At 61.2% G+C, this 18,499-nt stretch carries 15 protein-coding genes; 7 read left to right on the top strand and 8 right to left on the bottom strand.

Translation table 11 applies throughout. The features are described 5' to 3' along the window. Nucleotides 1–2,107 (top strand): Ig-like domain-containing protein (locus tag AC3WN7_RS14365; protein WP_158247830.1); only part of this gene is annotated, 2,107 nt, incomplete at its 5' end. Nucleotides 2,108–2,393: 286 nt separating this feature from the next. On the opposite strand, the gene AC3WN7_RS14360 is transcribed toward AC3WN7_RS14365, so the two are convergent. The 3 genes from AC3WN7_RS14360 to AC3WN7_RS14350 form a co-directional block, all read right to left on the bottom strand. Next, entirely contained in the window at nt 2,394–2,963 is a 570-nt protein-coding gene (locus tag AC3WN7_RS14360; RefSeq protein WP_102673950.1) for a YceI family protein, read from the bottom strand. 137 nt (nt 2,964–3,100) lie between these two features. Beyond that, on the bottom strand, nt 3,101–3,772 hold the full coding sequence (locus tag AC3WN7_RS14355) for a phosphoribosyltransferase (protein ID WP_095968014.1): 672 nt from the start codon (nt 3,770–3,772) through the stop codon (nt 3,101–3,103). Nucleotides 3,773–3,992: 220 nt separating this feature from the next. After that, complete coding sequence (locus AC3WN7_RS14350) at nt 3,993–5,351, bottom strand: MATE family efflux transporter (RefSeq protein WP_102673951.1); 1,359 nt, start codon at nt 5,349–5,351, stop codon at nt 3,993–3,995. 442 nt (nt 5,352–5,793) lie between these two features. On the opposite strand from AC3WN7_RS14350, the gene AC3WN7_RS14345 reads away from it, so the two are divergent. Next, nucleotides 5,794–6,066, top strand: coding sequence for a hypothetical protein (locus AC3WN7_RS14345; RefSeq protein ID WP_102673952.1), 273 nt, complete (start codon nt 5,794–5,796; stop codon nt 6,064–6,066). 64 nt (nt 6,067–6,130) lie between these two features. Here AC3WN7_RS14345 and AC3WN7_RS14340 read toward each other — a convergent pair whose 3' ends face one another. Next, nucleotides 6,131–9,055, bottom strand: a complete 2,925-nt coding sequence (locus AC3WN7_RS14340) for a multicopper oxidase domain-containing protein (protein WP_102673953.1) — start codon at nt 9,053–9,055, stop codon at nt 6,131–6,133. Nucleotides 9,056–9,683: 628 nt separating this feature from the next. Between AC3WN7_RS14340 and AC3WN7_RS14335 the strand changes: the two genes are divergently transcribed. The 5 genes from AC3WN7_RS14335 (at nt 9,684) to AC3WN7_RS14315 (ending at nt 14,411) form a co-directional block, all read left to right on the top strand. Next, nucleotides 9,684–11,180, top strand: a complete 1,497-nt coding sequence (locus AC3WN7_RS14335; protein ID WP_102673954.1) for a methyl-accepting chemotaxis protein — start codon at nt 9,684–9,686, stop codon at nt 11,178–11,180. A 168-nt stretch (nt 11,181–11,348) separates the two neighbouring features. After that, a complete protein-coding gene (locus AC3WN7_RS14330) occupies nt 11,349–12,542 on the top strand; it encodes a Fic family protein (protein WP_102673955.1) in 1,194 nt (397 codons plus the stop codon). A gap of 127 nt (nt 12,543–12,669) precedes the next feature. Further along, complete coding sequence (locus AC3WN7_RS14325; RefSeq protein ID WP_102674010.1) at nt 12,670–13,074, top strand: antitoxin Xre-like helix-turn-helix domain-containing protein; 405 nt, start codon at nt 12,670–12,672, stop codon at nt 13,072–13,074. Continuing rightward, entirely contained in the window at nt 13,068–13,760 is a 693-nt protein-coding gene (locus AC3WN7_RS14320; protein WP_095966433.1) for an RES family NAD+ phosphorylase, read from the top strand. The genes AC3WN7_RS14325 and AC3WN7_RS14320 overlap by 7 nt, the downstream gene beginning before the upstream one ends. 249 nt (nt 13,761–14,009) lie before the next feature. Further along, on the top strand, nt 14,010–14,411 hold the full coding sequence (locus tag AC3WN7_RS14315; protein ID WP_007996958.1) for a hypothetical protein: 402 nt from the start codon (nt 14,010–14,012) through the stop codon (nt 14,409–14,411). A 69-nt stretch (nt 14,412–14,480) separates the two neighbouring features. On the opposite strand, the gene AC3WN7_RS14310 is transcribed toward AC3WN7_RS14315, so the two are convergent. The 4 genes from AC3WN7_RS14310 to AC3WN7_RS14295 all read right to left on the bottom strand — a co-directional run bounded on the left by AC3WN7_RS14310 (nt 14,481) and on the right by AC3WN7_RS14295 (nt 18,436). After that, nucleotides 14,481–16,049 carry a DHA2 family efflux MFS transporter permease subunit gene (locus AC3WN7_RS14310; RefSeq protein WP_102673956.1) on the bottom strand — a complete coding sequence of 523 codons (1,569 nt, stop codon included), beginning with the start codon at nt 16,047–16,049 and terminating at the stop codon, nt 14,481–14,483. After that, nucleotides 16,046–17,131: an HlyD family secretion protein gene (locus AC3WN7_RS14305; protein WP_095966435.1), complete on the bottom strand. Its 1,086-nt coding sequence runs from the start codon at nt 17,129–17,131 to the stop codon at nt 16,046–16,048. Before AC3WN7_RS14305 ends, AC3WN7_RS14310 begins: the two co-directional genes overlap by 4 nt. A 95-nt stretch (nt 17,132–17,226) precedes the next feature. Beyond that, a complete protein-coding gene (locus AC3WN7_RS14300) occupies nt 17,227–17,640 on the bottom strand; it encodes a cupin domain-containing protein (RefSeq protein ID WP_095966436.1) in 414 nt (137 codons plus the stop codon). A 43-nt stretch (nt 17,641–17,683) separates the two neighbouring features. Beyond that, complete coding sequence (locus AC3WN7_RS14295; protein ID WP_102673957.1) at nt 17,684–18,436, bottom strand: SDR family oxidoreductase; 753 nt, start codon at nt 18,434–18,436, stop codon at nt 17,684–17,686. Nucleotides 18,437–18,499 lie beyond the last annotated feature (63 nt).

The raw sequence follows: 18,499 nt of genomic DNA, 5'->3' as shown, positions 1-18,499 counted from the left end.
CTGGCGCGAAACCATGAGCACCCACTGGTTCCACGACCACATGCTCGATTTCACCGCGCAGAACGTCTACAAGGGCAACGCGGTGATGATGAACTATTACAGTGCCATGGACCGTGGCAACGAAGCGCTGGAAGACGGTGTCAACCTGCGCCTGCCCAGCGGTTCGGCGTTGCCCTGGGGCAACCGTGACTACGACGTCAACCTGGTGCTGGCCGACAAGGCCTGGGATGCCAATGGCCAGTTGTGGTTCAACCCGTTCAACACCGATGGTTTTCTCGGCGACCAACTCTTGGTCAACTGGCAGTACCAGCCGCGTCTGAAAGTGCGGGCACGCAGCTATCGCTTCCGCATCCTCAATGGCTCGGTGTCACGCTTCCTCAGGATCGCGCTGGTGCGTGAAATCGTCGGTACCGGTGGTGAATTCCCTGGCCCGACAGGTTCCGGCCTGTCTTACACCCGCGTGCCCTTCCACATGATCGCCAATGACGGCAACCTCATGGAGCACGCCGTACCGTTCGACGGCAGCATGGATCTGGACGCTGACGGCGATGTCCAGGACCACAACGCGATCCTGCCCGCCCAGGGCATCGCCGAACGTTACGACATCATCGTCAACTTCGCGAAAAACGGGATTAGCGTTGGCGACAAGCTGTACTTCGTCAACCTGATGGAGCACCAGAACGGCAAGGGGCCGGAACCTGTGCCGCTGAGCCTGGCCGATGTCCTGTCCGGCAGGTACAAGGCGGTGCTCAAGCTGGGCAGCAAAGGGCTGGAATGGGACGGCGGCGACCCGGTGGTGGGCAAGTTCCTGCAGATGGTGGTGCAGCCTTACGCTGGCCAGGACGTGAGCATGAACCCTGCCGACTACGAACCCGCCAAACCGGGCAAACCGGTGGGTAAGGTCATGATCCCGTTGACCCTTAACCGTGACGACCCGACGGTGCAAGCCAAGCTCAAGGCGGCGCGGCATCGCGAGTTCATCTTCGGTCGCTCCGACGGCACCGACGAAGAGCCCTGGACCATCAAGACCGACGGTGGTTTCGGCTACCAAATGGATCCTCGGATCATCAGCGCCGCTCCGCAATTGGCCACCGGTCCGACCTCTGCCGGGTTCTCCGGCGATGGCACCCTGGAAGTGTGGAAAATCAGGAACGGCGGCAACGGCTGGAGCCACCCGGTGCACGTGCATTTCGAAGAAGGCATCGTCCTGAGCCGCGACGGCAAGGCACCGCCGGAATGGGAAAAATGGGCACGCAAGGACGTCTATCGCATCGGCGAGGGCATCGACAGCTCGGTGGACGTGGACATTGCGATCCGCTTCCGTGAATTCGCCGGGACCTACATGGAGCACTGCCACAACACCCAGCACGAGGACACGTCCATGCTGATGCGTTGGGATGTCGAGCACCCCGGCCAGTTCCAGTTGATGCCAACGCCCCTGCCTGGCTGGGACGGCGTCACCTATGTCAACTCCGCCGCGCTGCCGACTTTCCGCACTGGCGATGAACGTGTCGAAGACCTCGACAACCAGAAACCTGTCGCCAACCCCGACAGCGCCATCAGCAACACCGGCCAACCGGTGACCATCAACGTGTTGGCCAATGACAGCGACCCTGACGGCAATGTGCCGCTCAAAGTGGTGGGCCTGGAGCAACCGGACTCCGGCAAGGGCACGGTCACCACCGATGGCGTGCGCGTGATCTACACACCACCGGCCACGGTCCCCGCGCCGTTCACCGCGACCTTTACCTATAAGGCCGCCGATGCCAAGGGCGCGGAGTCGGCACCGGCAACGGTGTCCGTGGCGGTCTCGGCAGCGGTCGTCGAGAACCTGATCGTCACCAGCGCCACCGTCACCGCCCGCAGTAACAGCCGCTGGTATTGGGTGCTGTCCGGCACCACCTCCCGTGGCACGGGCAATAGCATCACGGCGACGGCCACGACCACAACCGGCACGGTGAACCTCGGCGCCGCCACCCTGACGCCTACGGCTACAGGCGCGCGCTGGAATATAGCGGTGACGACCGTCGGCAGCGGCCCGTCGCCCAACCCGACAGCGACCATCAAGTCGGCCTTCGGCAAAACCGTGACGGTGCCAGTGCACTAGAGTGGATTGATCGGCGCCCGGTCCATGCCATGTGGACCGGGCGCTTTTTTTTGCGGATCGTGCGGTGGGACCGAGAGCCTTTGTATTGACTGTTACAACGCCTTCGCGAGCAAGCCCGCTCCCACAGGGGACCTGCGTCGAGCATAATTTCTGTGCTCCCTGAAGATCCCCTGTGGGAGCGGGCTTGCTCGCGAAGGCGGCCCCTCGGTCGATCAGAAAAACCTCTCCATTTCTCCCGTCAGCATGGTCACGTCAATGGCTGGAAAATTATCTATGGCAGCTCCAGTCACCGCTGCGGCGCCACCATCCGAAAGCGGATATTGATCACGTTGGACACCATACTGTCCGCCCACTCGCCCTCGCCTATCTTGAAGTCGTTACGCTTGAGCACCAGTTGGCCTTCGAAGATGCCGATGGAGCTCTCCGACCTCAGCTGCACCGGCACACTCACTTCCCGAGTGAGCCCGCGCAGGGACAGTTTGCCGGTAATGGTGTAACGGTTATTGCCGAGGGCCTTGACGGACGTCGATTCGAACGTCGCCACCGGATAAGTCGCGGTGTCGAACCACGCCGGTTTTTGCAGCTCGGTGTTGGCGTCGTCGCTGCCGGCATCGATGCTGCTCAGGTCGATGGTCAGTGCGGCATGGGCGGCGCCCGGGTTATCGGTGTCGAAGTCGAGATTGGCCTTGAACTTGCCGAAGGTGCCGTAGGTTCTCGACCCCATCTGCTGATAGGTGAAACTCAAGGTGCTGGCCTTGGCGTTGACCTCCTTGTATTCCACGGCTTCAGCGAACAGCACCGGGCCGAACACCAACGTGCCGGCCAGAGCGATGCAACGCGCGGATCGAAGGTTCATGGCACTCTCCGGGAGGACTCCCGTCTTGAGTTGACATGCCGCACACAAAGGCCGGCACCAGATGGACTAAAGCAAACAACCGGCGTTTATTCCACCTCACCCGTTGAATTGCGACCACCTGCCGATGACCGTCAGCGCTACCCGCACGCCTCGCGTTGCCACGCCCGCCGCAACAGCTCGATCACCTCGGCATCGCAAGTCTGGGAAAAGTCCATGTACCAATGGCCAATCGAAGTGAACCACTCCGGCATCAGCGGGCAGACCAGTTCATCCACCTCGCTGCGCAGCGCCTCCACCGTCTCGATCGGTGCCACTGGCACCGCCACCACGATGCGCGCAGGTTCCTGCACCCGCAGCGCCTGGATCGCCGCCCGCATCGAAGCGCCGGTGGCCAGGCCGTCGTCGATCAGGATCGCCACCTGATCCTTGAGTTGCACCGGCGGCCGCGTGCCACGGTAGACCTGCTCGCGGCGCAGCAACTCGCGGCTTTCCCGTTCGACCACGGCGTCGAATGCGGCCTTGGCAATCGGATGCACCCGCAGCGCCTCTTCATTACGAATCTGGATGCCACCGCTGGCAATCGCCCCCATGGCGTACTCCTGATGGGACGGCACGCCGAGCTTGCGCACCAGCATCAAGTCCAGGCGAACCTTCAGCGCCGTGGCCACCTCATAAGCCACCGGCACGCCGCCACGGGGCAAGGCCAGGACGATGACATCGGAACGATTGGCGTAAGGCAGCAGCGGCTCGATCAAACGCCGCCCGGCCGCTGGCCGGTCTTGCAGGATGGAATGGGACAAGGGGCTCATGTGAAAACCTCCCCAGGCGATTGCGCCTGCGAACTTCAGCCAAACCTGCCTTTTGTGGCAAGGGCTTTTGTGGCGAGGGAGCTTGCTCCCGCTGGGCTGCGCAGCAGCCCCAAAAACCGATAACGATGACCGAATTTTGTGAGTGCTACGCACTCAAGCGCGAGCAAGCTCGCTCGCCACAGGTTTCGGTGCAGAGCATTATCCGCTCTCTTCGTCCCGCCTACACCAACCGCTCAATCTTCTGATGCTGCCACACCAATTTGTAATACAGCGTCTGCAACACCAGCATCCCCAGATACGCCACCGGAAACGCCATCCACACCCCCTGCAGCCCGAACTTCGCATCCAGCAGATAGGCCGCCGGCAACTGAACCCCCACCACGCAGACAATGGAAATCGCCACCGGCACCATCACCGTGCCGCTGGCGCGCATGATGCCGCCGATGATCGCCTGGAAGCCGAACACCAACAGGCTCCAGAGCATGATGTGCAACAGGTGCTGGGCCATGCTCCGCGTCGCTTCTTCCGTGAGGAACGAGGCCAGCAGCCAATGCGACAGCAAGTACCCGAGCACCACCAGACCACCGGTCAGGCACACGTTGATCATCAACCCCGTGCGCAGAATCGGCCCCATGCGCTCGATGCGCCCGGCCCCAATCGCCTGCGCCCCGAGGATCGACGCGGTAATCGCAATCGACAACGCCGGGAACTGCACGTAATTGACGATCTGCGTCACCGCGCCATAGGCCGCCGTCGCCTGGGAACCGTGCTGGTTCACCAGCGCCAGAATCACCAGCTCCGACAGCGACAACACCACCATCTGCAACCCGGTGGGCAAACCGATGCGCAGCACCTTGCCGAGAATCGCCATGTCCAGCTTCATCGCCGCAAAAAACTCACGGTCCGGCGCCAGCGGATGGCCCTTGCCAATCAGCCGCCACGCCAGCAACCCCATCGCCACCAGGTTACCCACCAACCCGGCAAACGCCGCACTCTGAATCCCCATCGGTGCAAAACCCAACCACCCGCGAATCAACGCCGGCGTCAGCGCCAACCCGACCATGGTCGACACCACCAGCGCCAACAACGGCGACAAGGTATCGCTCACCCCGCGCAGCAACTGCGTGAACAGCACAAACACCAACAGCGACGGCATGATCCACAACATCACATGGGCATACGCCACCGCATCGTCCAGCACATCCGCCGGCGTCCCCAACCCGACCAACGCCGACCGCGCAAACACACTGCCCACCACCGCCGCCGTCAACCCGATCAACACCCCCAACAACAAGGTTGCCCCGGCAATCGCCTTCACCAGATGCGTCTCCCGCGCCCCCCACGCCTGCCCGATCAACACCCCCGCGCCAGCGCCGAGGCCGATCACCAGGGCGATGAAGAAAAACACGATGGGGAACATCCCCGAGACCGCCGCCAACGCCTGGGTGCCGAGCATCTGGCCGATGTAGATGCTGTTGACCGTGCCGGACATGGATTGCAGGAAGTTCGACAGCACCATCGGGGCGAGGAAAAACAGGTAGGTTTTCCAGAGGGGGCGTTGGGGGTTGGGGGTTTGCATGGGCGAAGATCCATCTCGACGGCGGGAGCGATGATTAAGGATAGCGTGGGTGGCTGAAACCAAGGGGCGATGACCATCTCAGGTCTGTGTCTGGATTTCCAGCGAACTGAGGTGAAAGGTCTGAAGTTTCATCCTCAAAGGTCCTACACAAAGCTCGGAATGCCTCACCTTCCCGCGCTGATCTCGTGCGGCTTATAGTCGGCGCCGTCGCCCTAATGGCGATTCGGGTTTGGCGACCTGACCTCAGAGAATGCGAAGGCTATCCGCTTTATTGCAGGTATCATCGCACCCGCAAAGCCGCTGTTATGGCGGCTGTGCGCGGGAGACCTTCGGGTCTGCCGGTTTTCTCTGTGCCGGTTCGCCAACCTGCGCACAGCTGCCACCCATTCGTTTGGCGACGACTGAGTGACGGCCTTGAGCCAATCAAACAGAGATCTTCACAATGAATCGATACATGCCTTTAACCGGAATCGACCTGGTTCCGGCCTCCCTGCTCATCGACACCCAAGCCCCACTCGACGTCCTGCAAGCCATGGCCGATTACCGGATTCGAACGGTTACGCAGGTGCTGGAAAACATCGCCTACCGAGCCGAAATTGGTTGCGACACGGTGGTGCTGGCGGACTTTTCCAAGCTGCTGGTCATTCCATTGCGCGATGGTTGTGACTTGATGAATGTGATTGGTCGGCGGTTGCGGGCGCAGGCTGCGGAGTGAATGAAAACGGGCGCAGAAGGCGCCCGTTTTTTGTCCGACAGGAAAAGTGGCTTGATGGACGATGCTAGCCTTTGCCCCCGCTAACACTGCCGCTGCCACTTCCACTTCCACTTCCACTTCCACTTCCACTGCCGCTGCCACTGCCACTGCCACTGCCACTGTTATCCTCCTGGTCATTGTTGACCTGTGGCCCGACGCCATCCCCCGTACGGAATGTCGGTAACGCCACCGAGGCCACGAATTTCACGCCGTCCCAGCTGGGCAATGGTGTGGGCATCAACTGGAACTGGCCAGGGTGCTCAGAGTCCCAGCGCAGCAGCATCGCCGTGTCCTCATGCTGCGTATTGTGGCAGTGCTCCATGTAGGTACCGGCAAACTCACGGATGCGTAAGGCCATTTCGACATTGTCGAGGCTCTCCGGATGGGAGCCTACATTGTAGATGTCCTTGCGCGCGCCTTTTTCCCATTCTGGTGGTGGTTTGCCTCCTCGGGTGAGAATGATCCCTTCCTCGAAATGCACATGCACCGGGTGACTCCAGCCATTGCCGCCGTTCTGGATCTTCCAGACTTCCAGCGTGCCCTCCCCCTTGAACCCCGCCGGTGTCGGGCCAGTGGCCAGTTGTGGCGCGGCTGAAATCCGCCGCGGGTCCATGTTGAAGCCTTCGCCGCCATCGGTCTTGATCGTCCAGGGCTTGAAATCCGTGCCGTCGGAGCGGCCAAAGATAAAGGTGCGGTGCCGCGCCCGGGCAAGCCGGGCGATATCGGCAGGGTCGTCACGGTGCAAGGGCAAAGGGATCATGAACCTGCCCTCGGGCTTGCCAGGCTTGGCGGGCTCGAAGTCGACCGGGTTCATGCTGACGTCCTGGCCGGTGTAAGGCCGCACGTTCAGTTGCATGAACAGGCCCACGCCCGGGTCACCGTTGATCCACTGTGGCCCGTGGCTGGTTTGCCTGACAACGGGCAGGTACTTCCCGGACAGCACTTCCGCCAATGGGATGTCACGTTCGGGACGCTTGCCGTTTTCATGCTCCTCGATGTTGACGAAGAATATCTTGTCGCCCGGCTTGACGCCGTTTTTCGCGAAGTCGATGACGATGTCATAGCGTTCGGAAATGCCTTGTATCGGCAGAATGGCATTGTGGTCCTGTCTGTCGCCGTCGCCATCGAGGTCCAGGCTGCCATCGAACGGAACCGCGTGTTCCATGATATTGCCGTCGTTGGCAATCATGTGGAACGGCACCCGGTTATAGGAAACCCCGGAGTTTCTCGGGCCAGGAAACTCGCCACCATTACCATTGACCTGACGCACCACCGCCAGCTTGAAGTAGCGAGAAACCGATCCGTTGAGAATGCGGAAACGGTAGCGGCGGGCACGTACGTCCAGGAAGGGCTTGTACTCCCAGTTGGTCAGCACCTGGTCACCGAGAAAACCATCGGTGTTGAAGGGGTTGAACCACAACTGGCCGGTCTGGTCCCAGGCCTTGTCGGCGATCGTCAAGTTGACGTCATAGTCGCGGTTCCCCCACCCCAGGCCCGAACCGCTGGGCAAGCGCAGGTTGACCCCGTCTTCGACCGACTCGTTGCCACGATCCACGGCGCTGTAGTAGTTCATCATCGTCGCATTGCCCTTGTAGACGTTCTGCGCGGTGAAATCGAGCATGTGGTCGTGGAACCAGTGGCTGCTCATGGTTTCGCGCCAGTCGCCACGGATCTTGATGGTGCCGTGGTCGCAGGTCTTGAAGCCGGGGGTGGCGTCGTTGACGAAAAGCTTTTCACCGGGATCGCACGGGAACGCCGCACGCGGATCCTGAGCGCTGGTATTAATGCTGTCGTAACCGGCCAACTGGATCGGCCAGCGATAGTCGTAGTACTGGCCCGGGAAGAAGAACGCGTTGGCAAAACCGTCGCTTTCCGCGGGCGAGTGGCCGTTATGCTCATGGGTGCTGATGGTGTGCAGGCCAAAGCCCCGGTTGGCCGACGGGTCAATCGGCAAGGCATCGTAATGCCGCATCAGCATCGCCTGGCCATAGCGTACTTGAAGCAGTTTGGGCGGGAAGGTGCCGTCGAATGTCCACAACGCATTATGGTCCTGGACAGGGAAGTTGGGGTGAAACTGCACCTGAATGCCCTTGGTTGTGCCCTCGTTGGCCGGGTTGCCGTTGGTGTTGTGATAGAGCCCGCCTGGCGCGAATTCCCCCACGGCGTAGTTATGCCGCTGCATATGATCACGCAAGCCGCTGTTGACGTGCGCGCCGGCTTGCACCGTCTTGAAGGCGTCGCGCGGGAAAAACTCATTGAAACGCTGGTGCGACCAGCCTTTTCCCGGTGGCCGGCCTTCTGCGGGCGAATCGACCCGGCGATTGAGGAAAAGCTCGATCTGCGCCCTCCAGGGGTTGCGGTCCAGCACATTGGAGAACTCTGTCGGGAAGGGCGTCAATGCCGGCTGCCTGAGAAAGGCATCCAGCGCAGCCGGCGACGGGCCGCTACGCGCCACCTTCAAGGGATCTTGCGCCGGTGCGGGGCCCAGCGTCGGAACCGGAAACGGAACGGGTGATGGCGGGTCGGCCGCGTTCAGTTTGTTCGAGCCGAACTCCTCGAAAAGCTCCAGCTTCTGTGTGAACGGTTGAACCCCGAACACCGGGCTGGCATTACCGTTAGTGGGGATATTGAAGCTCGGTTGCAGATTGGGCGGCAGCACATTGTCGACCAAGGGGGTCTTGCGGTTACCGACCACCCCATTGGGTAAGTCGAAGGCGCCGACGTTGGCGGGAGGCAGCTTGAGCAAGTCTCGCAATGCGGCATCGGGGTCGGCGGGCGGATTGGTGAACGCCGATGGGTCGGTAGGAGGCGGTGGATCGGTGTTGTCGAGGGGGGCTGCATGGGTCTGGGACAGGCCCAGCCCGAACATGATCGCGGCAGCAGAGATACTCAGCGCCAGCCTGGTTTTGGACAATGCACCAGGTTTGAACCTTCCGGTATCTAGTTTCATCGCAAACACCTCTGACGGGTTCCCAGGAGCCGCATGGCAATACGTGGGCAACGAGCCACTGCTCCTGGCCCGGCTGGCGAAATGTCAGATGTCGCGCCGGGATGAGAACGATGCAAATCTCTCGCCAAAAGTGACAGGGTGAGGCTAATGGATCTACGCCATGCCCGCCTGTCCGCCGGCTTCAAGCAGGCGTATGAGAAGCCAGGATACAAGCCCCGATGACGGGGAATATCCCCCAATACAGGGTGTGATTGTGCGGGGTGTTCGGGCCAGGAAAAATCGCCACTTTCTGAATGTATCGAGCGGTTGAATCCACAGCCGATCGCTGCTCGTGACGAGTGACTGCATAAGCCGATATCGGCGTCGCCAAAGGCTTCAGCGCGCCCCTGCATGCGAGCCACTACCCCGCCAATTCAGCATTCCTTGCCTCTAAATCTGACATTGTTCGCCCCTGCCCCTCCAACCCGCCCAAGAATGATGGCAAACGGCTACACTCACCACGTTTTATCAACACCTCGACCATGGCGGCAACCGATTTGCCTCGATGGTTAAAGCGATAAAAGGCTTGTCTTCCGGTATCAGTCCAACCCCAGCTTCTTCCCGGTTCGATTACATGGAGTCAGCGTACATGCCCTTCCCCCCTCGTTTCCTCGACCACTACCGCAAAGCCGACCGCATCATGCTGGGCCTGATCTGGTTGATGTTCGCCTTCGCGGTGGGCCTGGCGTTCTGGCACGACACCTTCAAGCAGGCGCTGTTGGTGGGTGGCGGTACCAGTGTGTTGTTGACGCTGGTGTATCGCGCCATCGGCGGTTCTCGGTTGATGCGCTGTTTGCTCGGCACAGGCTTGATGGTGATGGCGGCGTTGCACATCAATCAGGCCGAGGGGGTCATTGAGTCGCACTTCGGGATTTTTGCGTTGTTGGCGGTGCTCACGTTTTATCGGGACTGGCTGCCGATTCTGGTGGCGGCGGTGACGATTGCGCTGCATCACGTGGTGTTTCATGTGTTGCAGCATCAGGGGTTTCCAGTGTTCGTGATGGCGCATCACGGTGGCTGGGCGATGGTGTTCGTTCACGCCTTTTATGTGCTGATGGAGACGGTCGCGCTGCTCTATCTGGCGATGCACAGCCAGGCCGATGCGGTGGAGAGCCAGGACATGCTGGACAAGATGCTCGCCGCTGCTTCACAGCTGACAACCGATCCCGGTCAGGGTGACAAGGCGCGGGTGCATGTGTCGCTGGCGCAACGGTTCGATCAGTTCCTGATGCAAATCACCGCGCTGGTGGACGGGGTGGTGCGTGACTCCAACGGCTTGGGTCAGTTGGGCCAGGAGTTGGCCAAGGCCAGCAACACGCTGGAGAAAGGCGCCAAACATCAGTTGACGGAAATCGCGCAGATGACCGGGTCGATGCAGCGCATGGGCGATGCGATGGAGCACATCGTGGTGCAGGTCGAGCATGCCGTTGCACATGCCGGCCAGGCCAGTGTGCAGATCACCCGCGGGCAGGAAAGCGTGAACCGTGCCCGGCAGGAAATCACCCAGCTGGCTTCGCGCCTGGACGGCACCAACCAGACCGTGCAGGTGCTGGCCGGGCAGGCGCAGCAGATCGGTACGGTGCTGGAGGTGATCAGCAGCATTGCCGAGCAGACCAATTTGCTGGCGCTCAACGCGGCGATTGAAGCGGCGCGTGCCGGCGAGCAAGGTCGCGGCTTTGCGGTGGTGGCCGATGAAGTGCGCAGCCTGGCGCAGCGCACGGCGGTGTCCACCAAGGAAATCAGGACCATTATCGAGGCCTTGCAGCAAGGCAGCCGCAAAGCCGTGGAGGCCATGCAGGACAGTCGCGAAGGTGTGGAGCGCTGCGTCGAGGACAGTCAGTTGGCGGCGGCAATGTTGCAGGCGGTCGGCAGCGACATCTCGCAGATCGATGAGCTCAACGGGCGAATTTTCACGACGACCCGCGAACAATCCACGGCGAGTGTCGAGATTGTCGGGCGCTTGCAGTCGGTGCAGAGCATCGCGCAGAACACGGCGGATGATGTGCAGACGCTGGCGTCGAGCAGTCGGCGCTTGCCGCCTATTGCGACTCGGCTGGATGCGTTGGGGCGCACGTTTCATCAGTGATGGAGCCGTGGCGCCAGAGTTTTCTTATAAAAAATTGTGAAAAAAAATGTGAAGACATATTAATTAAAAAATTTCAAAAACCCACACAAACCCCAACAAAATAAGGCTTGTTAAACGATCTACCATGTGAAATAAAATGTGAAGATAACTCCGACGAAACGAACTACCATGTCCTTAATCACATCGAAATCCTGGCTGGATCCGGTTCTCCCGGAGTCACTGCCCCCATCGATCATTGATCTTGCCGATGCGTTGCCCAGAAAAACCCAGTTTCTAGCCGGGCGACTACCGCCTGAAACCGCCGCACGACTCGGCCGTCTCCTGCAAATCACCAATACGTACTACTCGAACCTGATCGAAGGGCAATACACCGAGCCTGCCGATATGCAGAAAGCACAAACGGCGCCGGTCAAAGATCGCAAGCGGCTCAAAAGCCTGGCGGTTGAACAAATGGCGGTGCAAGCCTTGTTTGAGCGGACGTTGCGCCAGCGAGGCCCCTTTACCTGGGGCGACATGTTCGCACCCGAGTTCGTGAGCGCTGCGCATAACCGGCTTTTTCGCGGCGCCAGTGACGCAGAACGTACGCTGTCAGATGGCTCAATCATGCAGCCCGGTATTTTTCGGTCGGTCACGGGTCAAAACGTGGTCGTCGGCAATCATGATGCGCCGCACGCTTCAGTTGTCGAGGCGATGCTGCGACACCTGCAGTCAGGGTTTGGCCGGCAGACGGACCCTCGCCGCCAGCTGATTTCTTCGCTTGCCTACCACCATCGGCTCGCCTGGGTTCACCCCTTTACCGACGGGAATGGTCGGGTTGCGCGCCTGATCACTCATTTGCAGTTGGTACATCTGGGGCTGGAGCCAACCCTCTGGTCACTGTCACGCGGCCTTGCTCGACGGCATCAGGATTACTACAGCGCCCTGACCATGGCCGACCGCGCACGAGAGGGTGATTTGGACGGACGGGGTCAATTGTCTCAGCGACGTTATTTCGAATTCATTGAGTTCATGCTGCAGGTTTGTCACGACCAGGTCGACTACATGATTGCCGCAGTGGACCCATCCCGACTGCGTGAACGTGTAATACGTGCGTTTCGCTACAACGAGAGACTTCTACAGCAAGGTATCCGTCCGGAAAGTGCACCTGCGATTATCGCGCTAATCACCCAGGGCAGCTTGCCGCGCAATGAAATCAAGACGTTCACCGGCCTGACACCGCGCCCGGCAATCGACGAGTTATCCAGGCTTGTAAAAGTCGGCCTGGTAGAAAGCCGAACACCGAAATCCAGAATCGTGACCCCCGGCCTGCCCGCCTGGTTTGCCCAGGATGTCTTTCCAGACTTGCATCGACGTTTTCAGTAGCAAATAGCCTCAGCAAGATAGCGGTACTGATGCATTGGCACGCCAAGCCCACCTATCGCATAAATATTGCTCTACAGACTCATTAAATCTACATTTGAATCTATAGATGCAAGACAAGGACACGAACATGGCCGTCCCCGCCCAAGCCCAATCCTTCAGCAAAAACCAATGCGTCACCGGCCTTCGCGCCGCGGTGAGCATTCTGGAAAAGTGGCAGGCCAGCAGCGACCAGGCCTGTCGCATCCTGCGTATTTCCCGCAGCACCTACACCCGCGCCCGGCAGCGCGATGTGGAATGGGCGGTGGCACTGGATGCAGACCAGATGCAGCGCATCAGCTTCGTGCTGAACATTCACGCCACGCTGCGCCTGGTGTTCGACAACCCGGACAACGTGTACGGCTTTGCCTCGATGGCCAATGACAATGAGTTTTTCAATGGCCGCAGCCCGTTGGAGATCATGGCCCAGGGCGACATGATTGCGCTGTATGAAACCTTCCGCCGCATCGACATGTTGCGGGGTGCGCAATGGTGATGGCGAGTGAGCTGGCGGTGTTTGCCGGTCAGTCGTTGCAGGCTTATCGCCTGGTCAATTCGAAGTTTCCGCCCATTGCGTTGTTTGATGACGTGGCGGACGCGGATGAGTTTGAGGTGCTGTTCGAGATTCAGGCGTTGACCAATCCGCGGTTGAAGAATGAAGTGGGTCAGCTTGAGTTGATCACGCGCAGCGAGATCCCGTTCGGGATTGCCGGTTGCTCTTACGCCATCGCGCCGTTTACCCATGTGAATCCGGCGGGGTCGCGCTTCAGTGACGGCAGTTTCGGGGTGTTGTACCTGGCGGATTCGATGGAAGCGGCGCTGGCCGAAGTGCGGCATCACCAGGCTCTATATTGGTCGAAGGTGCCGAGCCTGAACTATGAGCGGTTTGTGTTTCGCGGGTTGGCCTGTGCCTTTGGCGATGGCGGCATGAAGGACGCCACCGCCCTGCCGTTGGCCGATCCGGTGTATGCGTCGGACGATTACAGCCATTCCCGCGTGCTGGGGCGGGCGGTGCGGGACGCCGGTTGTCCCGGTTTGCGTTATCACTCGGTGCGCATGCCGGGCAGTCATTGCTGGGCGTTGATGACGCCGAGGCCCGTGTCCTCGATCATTCAAGCGGCGCATTACGAGATGGTGTGGAACGGGCAGATCACCAGTGTCAGCCAGATCAGCGAGGCTTGATCGCCTGGCGATGACCCTGTGGCGAGGGAGCTTGCTCCCGCTGGGCTGCGCAGCAGCCCTTTTTTTTGGGGCCGCTTCGCGACCCAGCGGGAGCAAGCTCCCTCGCCACAAAAAGAGGTGTTTATACAAGCGGTGTTCGATCCATTGACCGCATCGATAGTCACCATCAATTCAATGAAGTTCTCTTAAAAAATCCCCGGCGTAACATCTGCTCCATACCCACCCATCAGCACCCCGGAGCACACCATCATGAAACGCCAAACCCTCCTCAGCATCGCTTTCTCGGTTTTCGCAGTTAACGCTTTTGCCGCAACGTCTGCTCAACCTGTGGTCGCTGAAGGCGGCTCGGATCGTCTGATTGAAAGCCGTGTGGCTGAAGGTGGTTCTGATCGCCTGATCGAGAATCGTGTGGCCGAAGGTGGTTCGGATCGCCTGCTGGAAAAACGTGTTGCCGAAGGCGGCTCTGACAAGCTCCTGCAAAACCGCGTCGCTGAAGGTGGCTCCGACAAACTGCTGCAAAACCGCGTCGCTGAAGGTGGCTCCGACAAACTGCTGCAAAACCGCGTTGCCGAAGGCGGTTCCGACAAACTGCTGCAAAACCGCGTTGCCGAAGGTGGCTCCGACCGTCTGATCGAAAGCCGCGCTGTCTGAATGCAGGGCTTTACCGCAGGACTCAACGATAAGCCCGGCCTCAACCGCCGGGCTTTTTCGTGCAGGTGATCAATTCGTCCGTTGTTCCTGCGCTTTCGCATAGCGCGCCAGGCCAATCTTGATGCCGACCAGGATGGGGGCGGCAAAGACGAACAGCAGGGCCACGGCGAAGAACGCCGTGTCGAAGGCAATCACCGTGGCCTGACCTGACACCGCCTTGCCCAGCAGGCTGGTGGCCGCCCGGCCGGCGGTCACCTGGTCCATGCCCTTCCCCGCCAGCATCGCGGTGGTGGTCGTCAGCCGCTCGATGAGCGCGTGCCCACCCGCAGTGACGTGGGTGCCCAGGACCACGCCGTTGGTGACTGCGTGATGGTCGATCAGGGTCTGCAACCCGGCGACGCCCATCAGGCCACCCAGCTGGCGCCCTGTGTTGAACAGGCCGATGCCGCTGGCCAGGTTGCGGCTGTTGAGGTGGGTGAAGGCGATCAGTGTGATCGACAGAAACAGGAAGCCCAGGCCCAGGCCGCGCAGCAGGATGGCCACCATCATGTCATCGCTGCCGCTTTCGCTGGTGGAGCCGGACAGCATCCACATCGCCGCCATGATCAGCAGGATGCCCAAGGGCACGGTCGCCACCGGCGGCACGCGGCGGACCTGGAACAACCAGGCGGCGATGAGCAGCGAACCGACAAAAAAACCGCCGCTGGGCAATAGAAGCAGCCCGGCATCGGTCGGTGTGAAAGCGAGTACCGACAGGGCGAACGCCGGGATCAGGTAGGCGCTGCCGAACAGCGCGGCACCGGCGACGAAACTGACGATAATGGCAAAGGTGAAATCGCTCGATTTGAACAGGCTGAAGTCAAGCAGCCCCTGGCCGTCGGCCAGGACCTGTTGGCCGAGAAAGCCCAGCAGCGCGGCGGCACCGAGCACCGTCAGTACCAGGATGCGCGGTTCCTCGAACCAGTCCCAGCGGCTGCCCTGGCTGAGCACGTAGGTGAAACAGAACAGAGCCGCAGCGAGCAACGAGAACCCGAGCCAGTCAAACGAAGGTTGCCGGACCCTGGCGGGCACGGGGTGGTCGGCGATGAGCAAGAGGCCGGTCGCTGCCAATGCCAGCGGCACCACGCTGAAGAAAATCCAGGTCCAGGACTGGCTGTCGATCAACCACCCTTGCAGGGCCGGTGCGAGGGTCGCGGACGCAACCACGGCCGCCATGGCGAACAGGGCTTGCAGGATCGGCTGAAGGGCCCGCGGATAACCGCGAAAGATGATCGCCTGGCCCGCCACCAGCAAAGCGCCGCCAGCGAAGCCTTGCAGGATGCGCAATGCGATCAGCAGCTCCAGCCAGGCGCTGACGGCAGCCACGCAGCACGCCAGGCCCATGACCAGGGTGGCGCCGATGAGCACGTTTCGTGGAGAAAACCGCTGCATCAGCCAGGGGGCGAGCATGAACCCGATCAGCTTGAGGGCGATGTAGCCGACATCCAGCCAGGCGAACTCGTCAGGTGTGGCATAAATGTCGCCGATGATGTCGCCGCGTCCGAGGGCGAGCACGGTGCTGGCGATCGCCTCGGTCAACGCGGCCAGGACGATGCCCGCGATGAGCAGCACGCCGGTCGTCGGCCTGGCGCGACTCATGAGCCGGCCCCTTGCGCAACCTCTACCCGCGCGGACAGCCCCGGCACGATGCGCCCCGGCAGCGGATTGTCAGCCAGGCGGATCTTCACCGGAACGCGCTGTACGACACGTACGAAGTTCCCGGTGGCATTGTCGGGCGGCAGCAGGCTGAACGCCGAGCCACTGCCCGGTGCAAAACTGTCGACCACCCCAGCCAGTGCCGCATCGGGGTAGCCATCGACCGTGACGCGCACGGGCTGACCGGGGCGAATCTGTTCGAGCTGGGTTTCCTTGAAATTGGCCACGACCCACACATCGTTGACCGGCACGATATCGAGCAGGGCGACACCCGGCGTGACGAACCGGCCGAGGCGAACCTGACGATTGCCGACCACGCCATCCACCGGCGCATGCACCACGGTGTGATCGAGATCGATCCGGGCGAGATCACGGGCTGCCTCAGCCTGGGCCACCGCTGCCACGGCCGCCTCTCTTTGCGCGACAAACACACTGATGCGTTGCTGTTGGGCCTCGACCGTTGCCGAAGCGGCCGATACCGACGCCACGGCTCTGGATTGTGCCGTGCCGGTTTCATCGACCAGTGCCTGGCTCACGGCATTGCTGACGATCAGTTTGCGGCTGCGGTCGTGGGTCTTGGCCGCCAGGCTCATGTCGGCGGTGGCCGAGCGTCTTTGTGCTTCGGCCTGCCGGATCAGCGCATGCTGAAGCCGGATCTGCGCGTCGACATGGGTCAGGTTCGCCCGGGCGGCGCTGACATTGGCCTCGGCTTGCGCAAGTTTGGCGCGATAGTCGCGGTCATCGATACGAAACAGCACATCACCCGCGCGCACAGTCTGGTTGTCCTCGACCTCGAGCGCCGTGACATAGCCGGCGACCTTGGCGGCCAGCGAGGTGACGTCGCCGCGGACATAGGCGTTGTCGGTCGAGGTCACGCCACGGGTAAACGCCATGGCGCCCCAAACCGCCACGACCATCACGGCAGCGACACACAGCAACAGGCCGATGGTCTTGCGCGGGCTGCGCCGCACCACGACCACCGGCGTTGCGGTGGCAATGGCGGCCTTGTCCTGGAGCGAGTTCATTTTTTCATATCCTGTTCAATGCCAAGAGCCAGGCAGCCACGGGGCGGCAGGGTCTGCCGCCCGGCTGTCGAGCCTTCATGAGCGGGTTGATCGGCTCACTGCTTGATCGGGGTGACGAGCACCTTTTCCTCGGTGTCGAGGACGAACACCGCCAACAGGCGTGCCGGTTGGGTGTCACTGGCGTTGGCGCTGACCAGGTGCACGGAACCCGGCTCCTCTACGAAGTTTTCGCCGACCTTGTAGATATGTTCCGGCTGGCCTTTGACGTGGATGCGAAACGAACCTTCCAGCACCGTTGCATAGATGAAGGCCGTTTTCGGATGGGTGTGGGCCGGTGATGCGGCACCCGGCCCATACTCGACGACTACGCCCCTCATGCTCTTGCCGGGGATATTGGGAATGGGACGGTCGAACACCACCGTCACCTTGCCGGGGGGCGGCTCGGCGGCCGAGGCGGCGCTGATAGAGAGCGCTGCGAACACAGCGGCCATTAGCAATCGGGTAACCATGGGATGTCTCCTGGATGCATAGGGAAATGAGAGGTGAGATCCGTTACTGCGCTGTCGCCCGGGCCAGCCAGTCGTCGAAGCGAATCGCCCCCAGGCGTGCGTTCTTGCCGGTGACCAGCGATTGATCGTCGAGCACGGCGCCGAAGTAACGGGCATGTACATCTGGCACGACCTTGCGGTTGTCCTGGGTCGCCCGCAGATAGCGCCTGGCCAGTTCGTCGATCGGCATGGTTTCCGGGCCGCCCACTTCAACCGTGCCATTGAGCGGTGCTGCCAGCACGACATCGGCCAGCGCCGCTACCACGTCGTCGGACGCAATCGGCTGGATCAGCGCCGGCGACGCATGAATCTCATCGCCAACGGTGAACGACTGGACAATGCCGCCGGCAAACTCGGAGAACTGCGTGGCACGCACAATGCTGTAGGGAATGCTGGACGCCTTGATAAGGGCCTCCTGCGCGACCTTGGCCCGGAAATAACCGGTATCGGGAAGCCGTTCGCTGCCGACAATCGACAGGGCCACGTGATGACGAACCCCGGCAGCGGCTTCGGCGGCCAGCAGGTTACGGCTCGATGTTTCAAAGAAATCGAGAACGGCCTGGTCCTCCCACGACGGTGCGTTCGCCACGTCGACCACCACGTCAGCACCATCCATCGCTTCGGCCAGGCCTTCGCGGGTGATGCTGTTCACGCCCGAGCTGGGGCTGGCGGCGAGCGCATCATGGCCGCGTTCGCGAAGGGTGTTCACAAGTTTCGATCCGATGAGGCCCGAGCCTCCGATGACGACGATCTTCATGACTGTTCTCCACTTGTCGACGGCAACCATTGCGTCGGTGTAGAGAGATTGCCTGCACGGGCA

This window comes from Pseudomonas sp. FW305-70, assembly GCF_058783925.1.
The sequence above is the reverse complement of the archived record's forward strand: the minus strand, read 5'-3'. Positions and strand labels throughout refer to the sequence as shown.